The sequence below is a fragment of the Escherichia sp. MOD1-EC5433 genome, assembly GCF_002966005.1.
GTDB classification, from domain to species: Bacteria; Pseudomonadota; Gammaproteobacteria; order Enterobacterales; family Enterobacteriaceae; genus Escherichia; species Escherichia ruysiae.
Genome location: NZ_PTRL01000009.1, coordinates 45,429 through 62,778 on the forward strand (window position 1 = coordinate 45,429; position 17,350 = coordinate 62,778).

At 52.7% G+C, this 17,350-nt stretch carries 16 protein-coding genes; 9 read left to right on the top strand and 7 right to left on the bottom strand.

Features of this window, described 5'->3' with window-relative positions; genetic code table 11:
- Window positions 1-49 precede the first annotated feature (49 nt).
- Together gorA and rlmJ are read right to left on the bottom strand one after the other, a co-directional pair.
- Window positions 50-1,402 carry a glutathione-disulfide reductase gene (gene gorA / locus C3D30_RS17340; protein WP_000160820.1) on the bottom strand — a complete coding sequence of 451 codons (1,353 nt, stop codon included), beginning with the start codon at window positions 1,400-1,402 and terminating at the stop codon, window positions 50-52.
- Between the two features lie 71 nt (window positions 1,403-1,473).
- Entirely contained in the window at window positions 1,474-2,316 is an 843-nt protein-coding gene (gene rlmJ / locus C3D30_RS17345) for a 23S rRNA (adenine(2030)-N(6))-methyltransferase (RefSeq protein ID WP_010349921.1), read from the bottom strand.
- Between the two features lie 262 nt (window positions 2,317-2,578).
- Here rlmJ and prlC point away from each other — a divergent pair, with 262 nt between their 5' ends.
- Both prlC and rsmJ read left to right on the top strand, forming a co-directional pair.
- Window positions 2,579-4,621 carry an oligopeptidase A gene (gene prlC / locus C3D30_RS17350; protein ID WP_000184160.1) on the top strand — a complete coding sequence of 681 codons (2,043 nt, stop codon included), beginning with the start codon at window positions 2,579-2,581 and terminating at the stop codon, window positions 4,619-4,621.
- A gap of 7 nt (window positions 4,622-4,628) precedes the next feature.
- Entirely contained in the window at window positions 4,629-5,381 is a 753-nt protein-coding gene (rsmJ, locus tag C3D30_RS17355; RefSeq protein WP_000686600.1) for a 16S rRNA (guanine(1516)-N(2))-methyltransferase RsmJ, read from the top strand.
- A 46-nt stretch (window positions 5,382-5,427) separates the two neighbouring features.
- On the opposite strand, the gene dtpB is transcribed toward rsmJ, so the two are convergent.
- Both dtpB and uspA read right to left on the bottom strand, forming a co-directional pair.
- Window positions 5,428-6,897, bottom strand: coding sequence for a dipeptide/tripeptide permease DtpB (gene dtpB / locus C3D30_RS17360; RefSeq protein WP_016158891.1), 1,470 nt, complete (start codon window positions 6,895-6,897; stop codon window positions 5,428-5,430).
- Between the two features lie 299 nt (window positions 6,898-7,196).
- Complete coding sequence (gene uspA / locus C3D30_RS17370; protein WP_000323571.1) at window positions 7,197-7,631, bottom strand: universal stress protein UspA; 435 nt, start codon at window positions 7,629-7,631, stop codon at window positions 7,197-7,199.
- 390 nt (window positions 7,632-8,021) lie between these two features.
- Here uspA and uspB point away from each other — a divergent pair, with 390 nt between their 5' ends.
- Window positions 8,022-8,357 carry a universal stress protein UspB gene (gene uspB / locus C3D30_RS17375; protein ID WP_000626187.1) on the top strand — a complete coding sequence of 112 codons (336 nt, stop codon included), beginning with the start codon at window positions 8,022-8,024 and terminating at the stop codon, window positions 8,355-8,357.
- Window positions 8,358-8,424: 67 nt separating this feature from the next.
- Here the strand turns inward: uspB and pitA are convergent, their stop codons facing one another.
- Window positions 8,425-9,924 carry an inorganic phosphate transporter PitA gene (pitA, locus tag C3D30_RS17380; protein WP_000902772.1) on the bottom strand — a complete coding sequence of 500 codons (1,500 nt, stop codon included), beginning with the start codon at window positions 9,922-9,924 and terminating at the stop codon, window positions 8,425-8,427.
- Between the two features lie 230 nt (window positions 9,925-10,154).
- On the opposite strand from pitA, the gene C3D30_RS17385 reads away from it, so the two are divergent.
- Window positions 10,155-11,354 (top strand): BaiN/RdsA family NAD(P)/FAD-dependent oxidoreductase, encoded by a 1,200-nt coding sequence (locus tag C3D30_RS17385; RefSeq protein WP_105287181.1) that lies wholly within the window; start codon window positions 10,155-10,157, stop codon window positions 11,352-11,354.
- Between the two features lie 67 nt (window positions 11,355-11,421).
- Here the strand turns inward: C3D30_RS17385 and C3D30_RS17390 are convergent, their stop codons facing one another.
- Entirely contained in the window at window positions 11,422-12,309 is an 888-nt protein-coding gene (locus C3D30_RS17390; RefSeq protein ID WP_000566329.1) for a LysR substrate-binding domain-containing protein, read from the bottom strand.
- 132 nt (window positions 12,310-12,441) lie between these two features.
- On the opposite strand from C3D30_RS17390, the gene C3D30_RS17395 reads away from it, so the two are divergent.
- The 5 genes from C3D30_RS17395 (at window position 12,442) to C3D30_RS17415 (ending at window position 16,197) form a co-directional block, all read left to right on the top strand.
- Window positions 12,442-13,452, top strand: coding sequence for an aldo/keto reductase (locus C3D30_RS17395; protein ID WP_000023622.1), 1,011 nt, complete (start codon window positions 12,442-12,444; stop codon window positions 13,450-13,452).
- 19 nt (window positions 13,453-13,471) lie between these two features.
- On the top strand, window positions 13,472-14,269 hold the full coding sequence (locus C3D30_RS17400; protein WP_123058535.1) for an SDR family NAD(P)-dependent oxidoreductase: 798 nt from the start codon (window positions 13,472-13,474) through the stop codon (window positions 14,267-14,269).
- Between the two features lie 25 nt (window positions 14,270-14,294).
- On the top strand, window positions 14,295-14,711 hold the full coding sequence (locus tag C3D30_RS17405; RefSeq protein WP_001140838.1) for an SRPBCC family protein: 417 nt from the start codon (window positions 14,295-14,297) through the stop codon (window positions 14,709-14,711).
- Between the two features lie 157 nt (window positions 14,712-14,868).
- Window positions 14,869-15,081: a YdgH/BhsA/McbA family protein gene (locus tag C3D30_RS17410; RefSeq protein ID WP_000848792.1), complete on the top strand. Its 213-nt coding sequence runs from the start codon at window positions 14,869-14,871 to the stop codon at window positions 15,079-15,081.
- Window positions 15,082-15,099: 18 nt separating this feature from the next.
- The gene (locus tag C3D30_RS17415; protein WP_105287183.1) at window positions 15,100-16,197 is read left to right on the top strand and encodes an alkene reductase; all 1,098 of its coding nucleotides are present in this window, start codon (window positions 15,100-15,102) and stop codon (window positions 16,195-16,197) included.
- A gap of 104 nt (window positions 16,198-16,301) precedes the next feature.
- Here the strand turns inward: C3D30_RS17415 and C3D30_RS17420 are convergent, their stop codons facing one another.
- Window positions 16,302-17,300, bottom strand: a complete 999-nt coding sequence (locus C3D30_RS17420; RefSeq protein ID WP_000464436.1) for a permease — start codon at window positions 17,298-17,300, stop codon at window positions 16,302-16,304.
- Window positions 17,301-17,350 lie beyond the last annotated feature (50 nt).

Genomic DNA, 17,350 nt, shown 5'->3' on the forward strand with positions numbered 1-17,350 from the left:
GGAAACGTAGCTAAGGGCTAAGAGCACACTACTCTTAGCCCTTTAATATTTAACGCATGGTCACGAACTCTTCTGCTGCCGTTGGGTGAATAGCGACAGTGTTGTCGAAGTCTTTTTTGGTTGCGCCCATCTTCAGCGCCACCGCGAAGCCCTGCAACATTTCGTCCATGCCAGAACCAATGCCGTGAATACCGACAATCTTCTCTTCTGGTCCAACGCACACCAGCTTCATGCGGCACGGCTGGCGGTGAGTGGTGACGGCGGTATACATCGCGGTGAAAGACGATTTATACACTTTCACCTGATCATCGCCGTACTGCTCACGCGCCTGCGGTTCCGTTAAACCAACAGTACCAATCGGCGGATGGCTGAAGACCACGGTCGGAATGTTGCTGTAATCCAGATGCTCATCCGGCTTGTTGTTAAACAGCCGTTCAGAGAGACGGCGACCCGCCGCCACCGCGACCGGCGTCAGTTCCACTGCACCTGTGTTATCGCCCACCGCGTAAATACCTTCAACGTTAGTATTTTGATATTTATCGACGACGATATAGCCTTTTTCGTTGGTTTTAACGCCAGCGGCTTCGAGGTTGATGTTGTCATTGGCAGGTTCACGTCCAATCGCCCAAATCAGGCAATCCACCGTTTCACTGCGACCATCTTCCAGCTCCAACGTCAGGCTGCCATCGGCATTTTTCACCACCGCTTTCGGGATTGCATTGGTGTGCAGCTGCGGGCCTTCAGCGTTCATCACTTCGACCAGTGTTTCAGTGATCATCGGGTCAAAGCTGCGCAGCGGCGCGTGTTTACGCACAAACAGATGCGTCTTCGCGCCGAGGCCGTTAATAACGCCAGCCAGTTCAACGGCGATGTAACCCGCACCAACAACTGCCACGCGCTCTGGCAAAGCGGGTAGGGCAAAGAAACCATCGGAATCAATGCCATATTCCACGCCCGGAATATCCGGGTGGCTTGGACGACCACCGGTGGCGATCAGAATATGATCGGCCGTAATGGTTTCACCGTTTACCTCCAGCGTTTTGGCATCAACGAAGCGGGCAAAGCCCTTGATTACATCAACGTTATTTTTACCGAGCACGTTTTCATAGGAAGTATGAATACGGTCGATATAGGCGGTACGGCTGGCGATCAACGTTTCCCAGTTGAACTTATTTATGGTGGTATCAAAGCCATAATCCGGGCCGTACATGTGGATCGCTTCGCGGATTTGCGCCGCGTGCCACATCACTTTTTTCGGCACGCAGCCAACATTCACGCAGGTGCCGCCCAGTTCTTTGGCTTCAATCAGCGCGCATTTCTGACCGTACATAGCCGCGCGGTTGATGGAGGCGATACCGCCGCTGCCGCCGCCGATGGCGATGTAATCATAGTGTTTAGTCATGACATATTGTCCTTATCGTTGATTACCGCGATTGTAGCGCGAGACGTAATAGGTGCCAGCGATGGTTGCAATTACTCCGGCACGATCCAGCTTACGGTGGCGTGCCCGGTGCCTGCCGGAACCAGTTTGCTGTGCAGCCACGGCAGCACGTTGTTCATTTGCTGCTCCAGCTTCCAAGGTGGATTAATCACAATCATGCCGGAAGCGGTCATACCACGGCGGTCGCTGTCTGGCAGCACCGCTAGTTCAATTTGCAGAATTTTGCGAATGCCGGTCGCTTCCAGGTCGTGGATCATGCGCTTGATCTGCTGGCGCAGCACCACCGGATACCATAATGCGTAAGTGCCGGTAGCGAAACGTTTGTAGCCTTCTGCTATTCCGCTGACCACCGCCTGATAGTCGGTTTTCATTTCATACGGTGGGTCGATAAGTATCAAACCACGGCGGGAAACTGGCGGCAGTTTTGCTTTCAGTTGCAGGAAACCGTCGGCTTTTTCTACGCGCGCACGGCTGTCTTTCTGAAATTCAGAACGCAGCAACGGGTAATCGCTCGGGTGTAGCTCGGTCAGTTGCAGGCTGTCTTGTTCACGCAGTAACTGACGGGCAATCAACGGCGAACCGGGGTAGTAACGCAACTGTCCGCTACGGTTGAAGTGTTTTACCACATTGATGTACGGCTCCAGTTCTGCGGGCAAATCGTCCTGCTGCCAGATACGGGCGATGCCTTCGAGATATTCGCCAGTACGCTCGGCATGTTCGCTGCTTAACTGATAACGCCCGGCACCCGCATGGGTATCGAGATAGAGAAACGGTTTATCTTTCTCTTTCAGCGACTCGATGATCAGGCTCTGAACGGTGTGTTTAAGGACGTCGGCGTGGTTGCCAGCGTGAAAGCTGTGGCGATAACTGAGCATGGGTAAAGGTGTTCCGGTAAGTAAAAATCGGCCCGTATTCGGGGCGCACAAAAGCATATCAGGACAGTATACCGAAAAGAGGACGTCGCCGCGAAAGCGTAACGTTTCTCATTGAAATTCACTACACTTAACCCCATGCTATTACCCATTACGCGTCGGATGGCATCGGCCTATTAACGTAGGCCGGATAAGACGTCAGCGTCGCCTCCGGCGAAAGCGCCTGTGAGCGTTTCGTTCCCTCTATTTAACCAGGACTGTACCTATGACGAATCCGTTACTGACACCCTTTGAATTGCCTCCGTTTTCTAAAATTCTCCCGGAACATGTCGTTCCTGCTGTCACTAAGGCGCTGAACGACTGCCGCGAAAATGTGGAGCGCGTGGTAGCGCAGGGGGCACCGTACACCTGGGAAAATCTCTGCCAACCGCTGGCGGAAGTGGACGATGTGCTGGGACGTATTTTCTCCCCGGTCAGCCACCTGAACTCGGTGAAAAATAGCCCGGAGCTGCGCGAAGCCTACGAACAAACGCTGCCGCTGCTGTCGGAATACAGCACCTGGGTCGGGCAACACGAAGGGCTGTACAAAGCGTACCGCGATCTGCGCGATGGCGATTACTACGCCACGCTGAACACGGCGCAGAAAAAAGCGGTTGATAACGCACTGCGCGACTTCGAACTCTCTGGCATCGGTCTGCCGAAAGAGAAACAGCAACGCTACGGTGAGATTGCCACCCGTCTTTCTGAGCTGGGCAACCAGTACAGCAACAACGTTCTTGATGCGACGATGGGCTGGACCAAACTCGTCACCGACGAAGCGGAGCTGGCGGGGATGCCAGAAAGCGCGCTGGCTGCAGCAAAAGCCCAGGCCGAAGCGAAAGAACTGGAAGGCTATCTGCTGACGCTGGATATCCCAAGCTACCTGCCGGTAATGACTTACTGCGACAACCAGTCTCTGCGCGAAGAGATGTATCGCGCTTACAGCACCCGCGCCTCCGATCAAGGCCCGAACGCCGGTAAGTGGGACAACAGCAAGGTGATGGAAGAGATCCTCACCCTGCGTCACGAACTGGCGCAACTGCTGGGCTTTGAAAACTACGCCTTTAAATCCCTTGCCACTAAAATGGCAGAAAACCCGCAGCAGGTGCTTGATTTCTTAACCGATCTGGCAAAACGCGCGCGTCCGCAAGGTGAAAAAGAGCTGGCGCAGCTGCGCGCCTTCGCCAAAGCCGAATTTGGCGTCGATGAGTTGCAGCCGTGGGATATCGCTTACTACAGCGAAAAACAGAAACAGCACCTCTACAGCATCAGCGACGAACAACTGCGTCCGTACTTCCCGGAAAACAAAGCGGTTAACGGGCTGTTTGAAGTTGTGAAACGTATTTACGGCATCACCGCGAAAGAGCGTAAAGATGTTGATGTCTGGCACCCGGATGTACGTTTCTTCGAACTGTATGATGAGAACAACGAACTGCGCGGCAGCTTCTACCTCGACCTGTATGCCCGTGAGAACAAGCGCGGCGGGGCGTGGATGGATGACTGCGTAGGCCAGATGCGCAAAGCCGACGGTTCGCTGCAAAAACCGGTCGCGTATCTGACCTGTAACTTCAACCGCCCGGTGAACGGTAAACCGGCACTGTTTACTCACGACGAAGTGATTACCCTGTTCCACGAGTTCGGTCATGGTCTGCATCATATGCTGACCCGCATCGAAACTGCCGGTGTTTCCGGGATCAGCGGGGTGCCGTGGGATGCGGTCGAACTGCCGAGCCAGTTTATGGAAAACTGGTGCTGGGAGCCGGAGGCGCTGGCGTTTATCTCCGGTCATTATGAAACCGGCGAACCGCTGCCGAAAGAGCTGCTGGATAAAATGCTGGCGGCGAAGAACTACCAGGCGGCGCTGTTTATTCTGCGCCAATTAGAGTTCGGTCTGTTCGATTTCCGCCTCCATGCAGAGTTCCGCCCGGATCAGGGAGCGAAAATCCTCGAAACTCTGGCAGAAATCAAGAAACTGGTTGCCGTAGTACCGTCTCCATCCTGGGGCCGTTTCCCGCACGCTTTCAGCCATATCTTTGCCGGTGGTTATGCCGCAGGTTACTACAGCTACCTGTGGGCCGATGTGCTGGCGGCGGATGCCTTTTCGCGCTTTGAGGAAGAGGGGATCTTCAACCGTGATACTGGACAGTCTTTCCTCGACAACATTCTGAGCCGTGGCGGTTCAGAAGAGCCGATGGAGCTGTTCAAACGCTTCCGTGGTCGTGAACCGCAACTGGATGCGATGCTGGAGCACTACGGTATTAAGGACTGATTAGTCAGTGAAAATCTGTTTAATTGATGAATCGGGCGCCGGAGACGGCGCCTTATCTGTTCTGGCGACCCGCTGGGGGCTGGAACATGATGAAGACAACCTGATGGCGCTGGTATTAACGCCGGAGCATCTGGAACTGCGTAAGCGTGATGAGCCGAAACTTGGCGGCATTTTCGTTGATTTTGTCGGCGGGGCAATGGCGCACCGACGCAAATTCGGCGGTGGTCGCGGTGAGGCGGTAGCAAAAGCGGTGGGCATTAAAGGCGATTATTTGCCGGATGTCGTCGACGCCACCGCAGGGCTGGGGCGCGATGCCTTTGTGCTGGCTTCGGTCGGCTGCCGCGTGCGGATGCTGGAACGTAATCCAGTGGTTGCCGCATTGCTCGACGATGGCCTGGCGCGTGGCTATGCCGATGCGGAAATCGGCGGCTGGTTGCAGGAACGGTTGCAGTTGATTCATGCTTCCAGTCTGACGGCGCTGACCGATATTACTCCGCGCCCGCAGGTGGTCTATCTTGACCCGATGTTCCCACATAAGCAGAAAAGCGCGCTGGTGAAGAAAGAGATGCGTGTGTTTCAGTCGCTGGTGGGGCCGGATCTCGATGCCGATGGGTTGCTGGAGCCTGCGCGGTTGCTGGCGACCAAACGCGTGGTGGTGAAGCGCCCGGACTATGCGCCGCCGCTGGCGAATGTCGCCACACCGAACGCGGTTGTTACCAAAGGGCATCGCTTTGATATTTATGCGGGTACGCCGGAGTAAAAGTAAAACGGGTAGCGTTATAGCTACCCGTTTTTCTGCAAAAAAATTAATGGCTTTCCGGTGTCTCAATCATTCGTTTCAGCCAGGGCACCATCATCAACATCACTACTGCAACGCCCAGCGTGACCAGACCAATCTTACCAAACACGTTGGTGTAGACAGGTAACGTCTCAAGCGGATCGGTAATATTGTCTGGCACTGCGGTAAATGTTGCCACATAGCCGCCGAGCAAGAACGCGGCAGCCTGCGTCAGAAACCACATCCCCAGAATAAAACCCATCAAATGCTGCGGCACCAGAGCAGCAACCATTGCCAGCCCCAGGGCGCTAATAAACAGTTCACCCAGGCTCTGGAACAAGTAAACCAGCACGATAAACCACGGTGACGTCAGCCCCTGCGCATCAGCAAACCACATCCCCGCAGCGGCGGCAGTCAGAAAACCCAGCGAGCACATAAACATGCCGAGAGTAAATTTCATCGGCATCGAGAGGTCTTTGCCTTTGTTACCCAGATGAGTGTAAATGCCCGCCAGTATTGGGCTGGCGAGTACCACCCAGAACGGGTTAAGCGCCTGGAAGCTGACCGGGTTGATGGAAAAACCGAGAATCTCATGATGCACGTTGTTGATGGCAAAGAAGTTCAGCGACGTTGGCATCTGGGCGTAGAGGATGTAAAACACCACCGCTTCGAGCATCAGCACAAAGGCGACGAACATTTTATTGCGCCCGGTTTTATCCAGCTTGAATGCCTGGCGGAAGAAGATAATGGTGACAACGATGGAGAGGACGATCAGTACCAGATTGGCGACTTCTACGTTGTGCATCAGCCATGCACAGACGAAGATCATCACTACGCTGCCAATCAACACGTACAACAGTTTGCCGAAGTTCAGTGGTCGGAAGTCTGGATCTGAACCAATATTTTGCACCATCCCGCGACAGGCGATGTAGACCAGTAGCGCGACAATCAAACCTACCCCGCACAGGTTATAGGTAACGGAATAACCAAATCTATCGGCAATCACTGGTGCCAGCGACAGCGCCACCAATGAACCAATATTGATCGACATGTAAAACAGAGTGAAAGCACCATCCAGACGCGGGTCTTTCGGTGGATAGCATTTAGAAAGCAGGCTTGCCGGGTTGGCTTTAAACAAGCCGTTGCCGACGGCAATAGTGCCCAGGGCGATGAAAATCAGATCGGGCTTAAGTAGCGACATTCCGGTCATGAAGTAACCAATCGCCAGCACAATAGCCCCAAGAACAATGGTGCGTTTAGTCCCAAGTAGGTGGTCGCCGACATAGCCACCAATGGAGATAAGTCCATAGACTAGCGCAGCAAAAGCGCCAAAGGTGACAAAGGCCTGCTCTTGTGAGAATCCGAGCTGTTTAACGAAGAAAACCGCCAGCACGCCTTGCACGCCGTAGTAGCCGAATCGCTCCCATAATTCGACAAAAAAGATCATGAAAAATGGGCGAGGTTGTTGCAGCATCCCGGTGGGTGTTGTTGTATTCATATTTATTAACCTTCCAATACCATCCTGAAAAGTATGAATGCGTAATTGATTGCGCGCGAAAGATTTTACAGATGTCTAAGATTTTTAATATTGATGTGGTAAATAGTTATATGCACTATTTCTATAGAAAATAACCAGATAATCATGCTGGTTGTTTGAAGTAAGATAGTTTTACATTCTGTTTTTTGATGTGCTGAAAATTTGGATAGCTCTATGTATCTATGAGCCTGCAGACCAGGAGTGCGCAAAAGCAGAACGCCCGCATAAGCGGGCGTCGGGAGCAAGTCGGGAGGGGATGATTATTCTTCTTCGTCGCGCAGCGGAACAATCAGCATATCAACGTGAACGGTGTTGATCAGTTGACGCGCGGAAGACATCAGTTTGCTCCAGAAGTCCTGGTGATGACCACAAACAACCAGATCCATATCGTATTTCTTGATTGCATCCACCAGAACCTGACCCAGATCGCCGCTGCCGCTTAGGGTTTCAGTGATTGGGTAACCTGCGTTGGTGGAGAGCTCGGTCAGCGCGTGATGAGTCTCTTCGGAGATGCGTTTCTGCATATCACCCAGATTCACATCAATAAGCCCGGTGTATAGGTCAGAGTAGTTTACATCTACGTGGATCAGAGAAACCTTCGCATTGTAGGGGCGAGCCATAGAGACTGCTTTCTCTACCAGAACTTTGCTTTCCGGGGAGAGATCGACCGCGATGAGAATGTGTTTATAAGCCATAGTGTTACTCCTTCCATAAAGTTGTCGATGACTGGCCAGCTAGCGTTTCTTGTGCCGTTACGTCACCCGCGTCCTGCGAACTACGTGCGCGGGGCTAACCCAGCCGTAAAGATTCAGTGTTAAGACCATCCTTACCTTATAGCGACCCGGATGATCCGTCAATCCGCCTTGCTTACCAATCAGATAATCAAATTTTCGAGATGAATATATTGATAGTGGTTAACCTTATGGAAAAAAAACAAGCTGATCTCCTACACTATCTATAGAGCCGCTCGGATGTGTGTCACGACAAAAGCGGTTTCTCCAGGACCTGGTGTTAACTGATTGGCAGCGTATCGGGAGCGGTAGCCCCGGAGTGGAACTCCGTGGGCCGGTCGCCGGGGAGGAGGTATGATAAGCACCGTCGCATTATTTTGGGCTTTATGTGTCGTTTGCATTGTTAACATGGCGCGCTATTTCTCATCACTACGCGCGTTGTTAGTGGTACTGCGTAATTGCGATCCATTGCTCTATCAATATGTAGATGGAGGGGGCTTTTTTACCTCACATGGCCAACCTAACAAACAGGTGCGTCTCGTTTGGTATATCTATGCTCAGAGGTATCGCGATCATCACGATGATGAATTTATTCGTCGCTGCGAGCGTGTGCGTCGGCAGTTTATTCTGACCAGCGCCTTGTGTGGTCTGGTCGTGGTAAGCCTGATTGCATTGATGATCTGGCATTAAGTACCACAGCAATAACGCATAAAAAAAGCGGGTCAGAAAACTGACCCGCTCGTTTTGGTGCGTGCGATTACAGGAACTGCAAGGAGATCCAGTACAGCCCGCCGGAGAGCAGTATCGCAGCCGGGAGAGTAAACACCCACGCCATCAGAATGCTGGTTACTGTTTTACGCTGTAAGCCGCCACCATCAACAACCATCGTCCCCGCTACGGAAGAGGAGAGTACGTGAGTGGTGGAAACCGGCATCCCGGTATAACTCGCCAGGCCGATAGACACCGCAGCCGTCATCTGGGCAGACATCCCCTGAGCGTAGGTCATGCCTTTCTTACCGATTTTCTCACCGATAGTCGTTGCCACGCGACGCCAGCCAATCATCGTACCGATACCTAACGCCAGCGCGACCGCCATGATGATCCACACCGGAGCGTACTCGATGGTACTCAGCATATCGGACTTCAGTTTCTTCAATAGACGCTGATCATCTGCTGTGACGCCAGGCATTTTCACCACTTTGTCGATGGTGTCAGAAACGCACAGCATAATGCGGCGCATCTGGCTACGTTGGTCAAGCGACAGCTTGTCGTAGCTTTCCACGTCAGCAGTCAACATGCCTTTCAGGCGATTGAGCGCGTTAATGGTATTCGACGGATGGCAATGGAACTCCGCAGGTTGTGTTGCGCCTGCTTCCGGAGTCGGTACTAACTGATCATCACCGGTCGCCTGTTTCAGCAGTGCAGGGTGTTGCTCAAAATAAGCTTCCACGTTGTTGATTGCATCACGGGTACGAGTGATTTCGTAGCCTGAGGCATTCATATTAACCACGAAGCCCGCTGGTGCGACGCCAATCAGCACCAGCATAACCAGACCAATGCCTTTCTGACCATCGTTCGCACCGTGAGAAAACGCCACGCCGACAGCGGAAAGGATCAGCGCGATACGCGTCCAGAACGGCGGCTTTTTCTTGCCGTCTTTCTTTTCACGCTCCGCTGGGGTCAGGTGGATACGGGCGCGTTTCTTAGTGCCGCTCCAGTAGCGACGCAGCAAGAAAATCAGACCGCCAGCAAACACCAGGCCGACAATAGGGGAAACGATCAGAGATGCGAAAATACTTAATACTTTCGGGATATTGAGTGCATCCACCACTGACGTACCGGTCATCAACGCATTGGTTAAACCAATACCGATGATTGCGCCGATCAGCGTATGGGAGCTGGATGCAGGCAAACCAAAGTACCAGGTACCCAGGTTCCAGATAATCGCTGCCAGCAACATAGAGAACACCATGGCGAGACCATGGGACGATCCCATATTAAGCAGCAAGTCTGTCGGTAGCATATGCACAATGGCATAGGCAACACTAAGACCACCCAGCAAAACACCCAGGAAGTTGAACACTGCCGCCATAACCACTGCGAGCTGAGAACGCATCGCGCGGGTATAGATGACAGTTGCCACAGCGTTGGCTGTGTCATGGAAACCATTAATGGCTTCGTAGAACAGCACAAAAGCCAGTGCAAGCAATAATAACAGCCCGGTATGCAAATCCAGGCCAGCAAACAAATGTAGCATAGGACGTTACGCCATTTTGAGGACATGAACGCGGCGCATTATCAGTGACTTTCGCGGCGCGGGCAAAGTGAAATATAGATTTTTTTGATTTGCCTCCTGTATGATTTTTACCCAAAAAATAATTATCTTATATAATTCAGGTAAATACTTCCCCTAAGTAATATTGATGCTGGTGCGACCACTGAGGAATCTTTACAATTCACGCCCGTTTTTTCTAAGAGGAGCGCAACGTGGAAAGGTTTGATGCCATTATTATAGGCGCTGGTGCGGCTGGTATGTTCTGTTCTGCGCTGGCAGGTCAGGCGGGACGCAGAGTTTTGCTGATTGATAATGGTAAAAAACCGGGGCGCAAAATCCTCATGTCTGGCGGTGGGCGCTGCAACTTTACCAACCTTTATGTCGAACCTGGCGCCTATCTGAGCCAGAATCCGCATTTTTGTAAGTCAGCTCTCGCCCGCTTTACCCAGTGGGATTTCATTGATCTGGTCAATAAACACGGCATCGCCTGGCACGAGAAAACGTTAGGACAACTCTTCTGTGATGACTCTGCACAGCAGATTGTCGACATGCTGGTGGATGAGTGTGAAAAGGGTAATGTGACCTTCCGATTGCGCAGCGAAGTGCTGAGTGTGGCAAAGGATGAAACGGGGTTTACGCTTGAACTGAACGGTATGACCGTCGGCTGCGATAAACTGGTCATTGCCACCGGAGGCCTCTCGATGCCTGGTCTGGGCGCATCGCCGTTCGGTTATAAAATTGCCGAACAATTTGGCCTCAACGTGTTGCCAACCCGCGCTGGCCTGGTGCCATTCACCCTGCATAAACCGTTGCTGGAAGAGTTACAGGTGCTGGCGGGCGTGGCGGTGCCTTCGGTGATCACCGCTGAAAACGGCACCGTATTTCGCGAGAACTTACTCTTCACTCATCGTGGCTTATCCGGCCCTGCGGTATTACAGATTTCCAGCTACTGGCAGCCGGGCGAATTTGTCAGCATCAATCTGCTACCGGATGTGGATCTCGAAACCTTCCTTAATGAGCAGCGTAACGTACATCCAAACCAGAGCCTGAAGAACACCCTGGCGGTTCATCTGCCGAAACGGTTGGTTGAACGGTTACAACAACTGGGGCAAATCCCGGATGTCTCGCTAAAACAGCTCAACGTGCGTGATCAACAGGCGCTTATTACCACATTGACCGACTGGCGCGTACAACCCAACGGCACCGAAGGCTATCGTACCGCCGAAGTGACGCTCGGCGGTGTGGACACCAACGAACTCTCTTCACGGACAATGGAAGCGCGCAAAGAGCCGGGGCTGTACTTCATCGGTGAAGTGATGGACGTCACCGGCTGGCTGGGGGGCTATAACTTCCAGTGGGCGTGGTCGAGCGCATGGGCTTGTGCACAGGATTTGGCGGCTGTGAATAAATAATAAAAATTCGGCGCCGTTATCAACATCAAGACCGGGAAGCGGGAACTAATGGTTCCCGCTTAACGTTTTATTCACCGCGCAAAATCTGGCGGAAATGGGAAACCAGCGGACGTTGGTTGGCTTTATGCCATGCTGCCCATAATTGCGTTGAATAATTCATCCACGGCAATTCACGTAATACCACCCCTTCCGGCGCATTATGACGCAGACTATGTTGAATTAAGGCCAGACCTAATCCCGCAGCGACCAGACCTAATGCCGTGAGTGGTTCACCCGCTTCCAGGCGAATATCAGGATTAAACCCGGCGTTAACACAGGCGGCGACAAAATGATCGCGAGAATGCGCATCGTCGTTATGAATCACCGCAATCCACTGCTCATCGCCAAGTTGTGACGCGACAAGGTTTTCCTCCTGCGCCAGAGGATGATTTTGCGGTAAGGCCAACAACATTCGATCATCCAGAACCTGAATATATTCCAGATCCTGCTCGCTGTCGGCGGGCGGCGTATCGACCAGAGAAAAATCGAGACTGCGCTGGCGCAGGCCTTCAATCTGGGTGGCCGGTGGTTGGCTGTAAAGTGCGATATGCACATTCGGACGCGATACACGTAACGTACGTAGCGCCGTAGAAAGCACCCCGGAATGCATGGCGTTTTCAATATAGCCAATACACAAGCCACCATCTTCCCCCCGTCCCAGGCGTTTGCCTAACGACTCCAGACGGTTGGCGTGTGTCAGCAACGAACGTGTTTCGGCAAGGAATGTCTGTCCATCAGCGGTCAGGCGAATGCGCTGCTGATTACGCTCAAACAGCATCAGCCCCAGCCGTTCTTCCAGTTGTGCAATCTGGCGGCTCAGCGGTGATTGCGAGATATGTAATCGCTCGGCTGCGCGTCCCACGTGCTCTTCTTCTGCGACCACCACGAAGTACTTCAGTTGGCGTAAATCAATCATGTTAGACCTCAAAGGACTTAAGTCAGACGAATTATGTCCTATCAAGTCACAACCTCGCAAGGTAATGTGATCCACGTCACAGGGCGATAGCAAAAAACGCCCGAACCCAAACCGAATAATTGAGGACATCTTATGAGTATCAAAAATTTACTTCCCGGCAAAATTGGCTTAGGCGGCGCACCGCTCGGCAACATGTTCCGTGCCATTCCGGAAGAAGAGGCCCACGCCACCGTGAGCGAAGCCTGGAACCTGGGCGTGCGTTACTTCGATACCGCGCCGCTGTACGGCTCTGGCCTTTCTGAAATCCGCATGGGTGAAGCGCTGTCTCAGTATCCACGCGATGAATACGTTCTGAGCAGCAAAGTCGGCCGCATCATGCTGGACGAAATGGAAGATCCGGCAAAACGTGATTTCGGTGAAAAAGGTGGCCTGTTCGAACACGGCCTGAAAAACAAAATTCTGAATGACTACTCTGCTGACGCCACGCTGCGCTCGATTGAAGACAGCCTGAAACGCCTGAAAACAGACCGTCTGGATATTGTCTGGATCCACGACCCGGCGCAGGACTTCTACGGTGACAGCTGGCTGGAGCAGTTCAACATTGCTCGTACCGGTGCGTTTCGTGCGCTGACACGTTTGCGTGACGAAGGTGTGATTAAAGCCTGGGGACTGGGTGTGAACCGCGTCGAACCTTGCGAACTGACGCTGGCGCTGGACGAACCGAAGCCAGATGCGTTCCTGCTGGCGGGGCGTTATTCCCTGCTTGATCACGAACGTGCGCTGCAACGCCTGATGCCAGAAGCACTGGAACAGAATGTGGATATTGTTGTGGGCGGTCCGTACAGCTCTGGCGTACTGGCAGGCGGCGAGCACTTTGAATATCAGAAAGCCTCTGCGGCCATCCAGCAGAAAGTGGCGCAAATTAACGCCATTGCCACACGTTTCAATGTGAACGTTAAAGCAGCTGCGCTGCAGTTTGCGCTGGCAAACCCGGCCGTTGCGGCGGTTATTCCTGGCTCCAGCCGTCCTGGCCGTATGGCAGAAGATCTGGCTGCACTGAATGCGCCTGTTCCGGCTGAATTCTGGGCAGAAATGCGCCGTCAAAATCTGGTTGCGGAAAACGCTCCGCTGCCGACCCGTTAAGCAACCTGGTGAGAAAACGATGAAACTGGATCTGACAGGTAAAGTCGCGGTGGTCAGCGGCTCAACCTCCGGCATTGGGCAGGGTATCGCCGCCGGACTGGCAAAAGCAGGCGCAACGGTGGTTGTCGTCGGCCGTAAACAGAGCGGCGTTGATAACGCCATGGCTGCGATTGCGGCACAAACTCCCACAGCGTCACTGCGCGGCGTGGTGGCCGATCTCAGCACCGAAGACGGCGTGGCTGCGCTGATCGCTGCAGTCCCAACGGCTGATGTGCTGGTCAATAATCTGGGTATTTTCAACGATAAAGATTTCTTTAGCGTGCCGGATGATGAGTGGATGCACTTCTATAACGTCAACGTCCTCTCCGGCGTTCGTCTGGCGCGTCACTATGCGCCAGGCATGACGGAACAGGGCTGGGGGCGGATTATCTTTGTCTCGTCTGAATCCGGCGTGGCAATCCCTGGCGACATGATCAACTACGGCGTCACCAAAGCCGCGAATCTGGCGGTCTCTCATGGTCTGGCGAAACGACTGGCGGGAACCGGTGTGACCGTCAACGCCATTCTGCCAGGGCCAACCTTTACCGATGGCCTGAAAGAGATGCTGGCGGATGCCGCTGCACAGTCGGGACGCAGTGCGCGTGAACAGGCCGATGAGTTTGTTAAAACCTCGCGTCCAAGCTCCATCATCCAGCGTGCGGCGGATGTGGAAGAAGTGGCGAATCTGGCGGTTTATCTCGCGTCACCACTTTCCTCGGCAACCACAGGGGCAGCCCTGCGCGTCGATGGCGGCGTCGTCGACACCCTGACTATGTAACCCTATAAATTAAGAGAAAATTATCATGGCTAAAACAACTGTATCGATCGAAATCCCGGCTTCTGCCGACGCCGTATGGCAATTGATGGGCGGCTTTGATGCGCTGCCAGACTGGCTGCCATTCATCCCGAAAAGCGTGGTGACAGAAGGTGGTCGCGTTCGTTCGCTGACAACCTCTGACGGCGGCACTGTGGTTGAACGTCTGGAAGCGTTTGATAACCGTCAACGCAGTTATACCTATTCCATTATTCAGGCACCGTTCCCGGTGGTGGATTACCTCTCCACCATTACCGTTCATGAAACCGCCGACAGCCAGGTTTCCCGTGTGGAATGGTTCGGTGAATTCACCCCGGTGAATGTGACGAACGAAGAGGCCGAGGCGCTGTTTACCGGCATCTATCGGGATGGTCTCAAGGCGCTGAAGGACAACTTTGTTGCCTGATGCGATCGACAGGCGTCGGAATGTCCGGCGTCTGATTATTAACAAAAACAGAATAGTCTATTGTCATTTGTATCATTTATGTTATCAGACGGCAGGCGTATTCTCTCCCCATCGCGTTAATAAACGCCAAACAATTAAGACACTCTGGAATATAAACATGAAAACGATCATCGCAATTTTTACGGCTTCTCTTTTCTCTGTCGCGGCGTTTAACGCATCGGCGCAAAGCGTGACAGCAACCGGTACAACACTGGATTCTGCGGAAGCGGTTATTGCGCAGAAAGCGAAAGAGATGAACGCCTCCGAATACAAAATTACCAGCGCTCGCATGGGCAATACCGTCACCATGAGTGCCGAACTGTATAAATAATCGCGCGAGGAACCCATTATGTTATTTGCTAAATATGCGCTGAATGCGTTGCCATTAAAAAACCGTATTGTAATGCCACCGATGACGCGTTCCCGCGCCGGTGCGGGTGACATTGCGACTGACATGATGGCGGACTATTACGCGCAGCGTGCCAGTGCTGGACTTATCATCAGCGAAGGTACGCAAATCAGCCAGCAGGGGCAGGGTTATGCCTGGACGCCGGGTATTTATTCTGAGGCGCAGATTGCTGGCTGGAAAAAAGTGACCGATGCGGTACATCACGCAGGTGGTAAAATTTTTGCTCAGCTGTGGCACGTCGGTCGCGTGTCTCATACCGTGCTGCAACCGAACGGCGCCGCACCGGTGTCCTCTTCGGCGATTCAGGCCGAAGGGGTAAAAGTGTTTGTCGATGTGGAAGGCCGTGGTCCCGAGAACGGCGTTGGCGAGATGGTTCAGCATGACATGCCACGTGCACTGACGCTGGAAGAGATCCCGTCAATCGTTGATGACTATGCACAGGCGGCGCGTAATGCGATTACCGCTGGCTTTGACGGTATTGAGTTGCACGGCGCGAACGGCTATCTCATTAACCAGTTCATTGACTCGCAGGCCAACCTGCGTGATGACGAATACGGCGGCTCGCTGCAAAATCGTCTGCGCTTTATGAAAGAGGTGGTGGAAGCTGTCTCTTCGGCGATTGGTAAAGAGCGTGTAGGAATTCGTCTCGCGCCGCTGACTACGCTGATGGGCTCCAGAGACGATACGCCGGAAGCGACCTACCTCGCGGCGGCAAGCGTACTGAACGAGCTGGGGATTGCCTATATCCATATTGCCGAAGCCGACTGGGAAGATGCGCCGGTGATGCCTGCGGCCTTTAAAGAAGCGCTGCGCATAATTTTCCACGGCACGCTGATTTACTCCGGTAAATACACCAAAGCGCGCGCCGAAGAGGCGCTGGCTAACGGCTGGGCTGATCTGATTGGTTTTGGTCGTCCGTTTATTGCCAACCCGGATCTTCCGCATCGTCTGGAAAACGATTTACCGCTGAATGCGCCCATCAAAGAGAAATTCTTTGGCGGCGGTAAAGATGGATATCTGGATTATCCGGTTCTCTGAATTTGTTTTTTGTCACATGTAGATATCGTTACATATCAATTTGTTGTATTTTTAGTGACATTATTTTCATGTCAAATATTGAAACTTTTTTTAACGCTACAGCCTCAGAATAACGTTTGCGTTACATATCCCATGACCACTGCCATTCCTAAAATTACCATCAGAAAGGCAATAATCATCGGCGTGCGAAACATCGATTTCAGCAAAATAACTTCTGTTAAGCTGGCACCCGCGCTACCGATGATGAGTGCCATTACAGCTCCCATCCCCATGCCTTTGGTCATTAATACCGAGGCGAGGGGAATTACGGCCTCTGCACGTATATAGAGCGGGATACCTATAACCGCGCTCAAGGGGATGGCCAGTGGATTATCCGTTCCGGCATGTGCTGCAATCCATTGCGCTGGAATAAAGCCGTAAATAAATGAGCCAATTAGTACCCCAATTAACAGGTAGGGCAGCACTTCTTTAAATTGCAGCCATGCATCCTTTATTGCCTGAGTCAGCAGGCTGGGGGGAGCCGTTTTGGCTGCACTACAGCAATTAACAGCAGGTTTTGCGGTACAGCAAGATGTGGTTTGCGGCGTAAACGTCGAGGAGCGCAAGTTAATAACGGGTTTATCGGACACCGGTTTGCAGCAGCTCGCGTTGCTCCCCTTCGCCGGTATGACATATCGTTCGAAGCCAACAAAATCCAGTAACAAACTGGCGGTCAGTGAAACGCCGCACGCAATAACGGCGTACAGCAACGTTACCTTCCAGCCAAATGTTGCCCACATTAGCCCGACGATAATCGGGTTGAGTAATGGTGAAACAAACAAAAAGGTGAGCGTTGGGCCAAATCCCGCTTTTGCAGAAAGAAGACCGCGAAGCATGGGAATGGTTGAGCAACTGCAAAACGGAGTCACTGCACCTAACATTGCTGCCAGCAAATAACCGCGCCCTTTACGCGCACCCATCATTTTCTGGATCTTATGATCCGGGATTTTCTGACGGATTACGCTGACACCAGCACTGATAAGAAGAAAAAGTAACGATAGCTCTACGGCTAAGAACAGGAACATCCCGGCGGCGTCGCGCAGCCCTGGTAACCATTCAAACATTTTATATCCTCTATAAAACTATATTTCTAAAATTATCGAAATGATGAACG

Coding starts and splice junctions, on each gene's coding strand:
- gorA (WP_000160820.1), bottom strand. CDS start 1,402: ATGACTAAACACTATGATTACATCGCCATCGGCGGCGGCAGCGGCGGT.
- rlmJ (WP_010349921.1), bottom strand. CDS start 2,316: ATGCTCAGTTATCGCCACAGCTTTCACGCTGGCAACCACGCCGACGTC.
- prlC (WP_000184160.1), top strand. CDS start 2,579: ATGACGAATCCGTTACTGACACCCTTTGAATTGCCTCCGTTTTCTAAA.
- dtpB (WP_016158891.1), bottom strand. CDS start 6,897: ATGAATACAACAACACCCACCGGGATGCTGCAACAACCTCGCCCATTT.
- uspA (WP_000323571.1), bottom strand. CDS start 7,631: ATGGCTTATAAACACATTCTCATCGCGGTCGATCTCTCCCCGGAAAGC.
- uspB (WP_000626187.1), top strand. CDS start 8,022: ATGATAAGCACCGTCGCATTATTTTGGGCTTTATGTGTCGTTTGCATT.
- pitA (WP_000902772.1), bottom strand. CDS start 9,924: ATGCTACATTTGTTTGCTGGCCTGGATTTGCATACCGGGCTGTTATTA.
- C3D30_RS17390 (WP_000566329.1), bottom strand. CDS start 12,309: ATGATTGATTTACGCCAACTGAAGTACTTCGTGGTGGTCGCAGAAGAA.
- C3D30_RS17395 (WP_000023622.1), top strand. CDS start 12,442: ATGAGTATCAAAAATTTACTTCCCGGCAAAATTGGCTTAGGCGGCGCA.
- C3D30_RS17400 (WP_123058535.1), top strand. CDS start 13,472: ATGAAACTGGATCTGACAGGTAAAGTCGCGGTGGTCAGCGGCTCAACC.
- C3D30_RS17405 (WP_001140838.1), top strand. CDS start 14,295: ATGGCTAAAACAACTGTATCGATCGAAATCCCGGCTTCTGCCGACGCC.
- C3D30_RS17410 (WP_000848792.1), top strand. CDS start 14,869: ATGAAAACGATCATCGCAATTTTTACGGCTTCTCTTTTCTCTGTCGCG.
- C3D30_RS17415 (WP_105287183.1), top strand. CDS start 15,100: ATGTTATTTGCTAAATATGCGCTGAATGCGTTGCCATTAAAAAACCGT.
- C3D30_RS17420 (WP_000464436.1), bottom strand. CDS start 17,300: ATGTTTGAATGGTTACCAGGGCTGCGCGACGCCGCCGGGATGTTCCTG.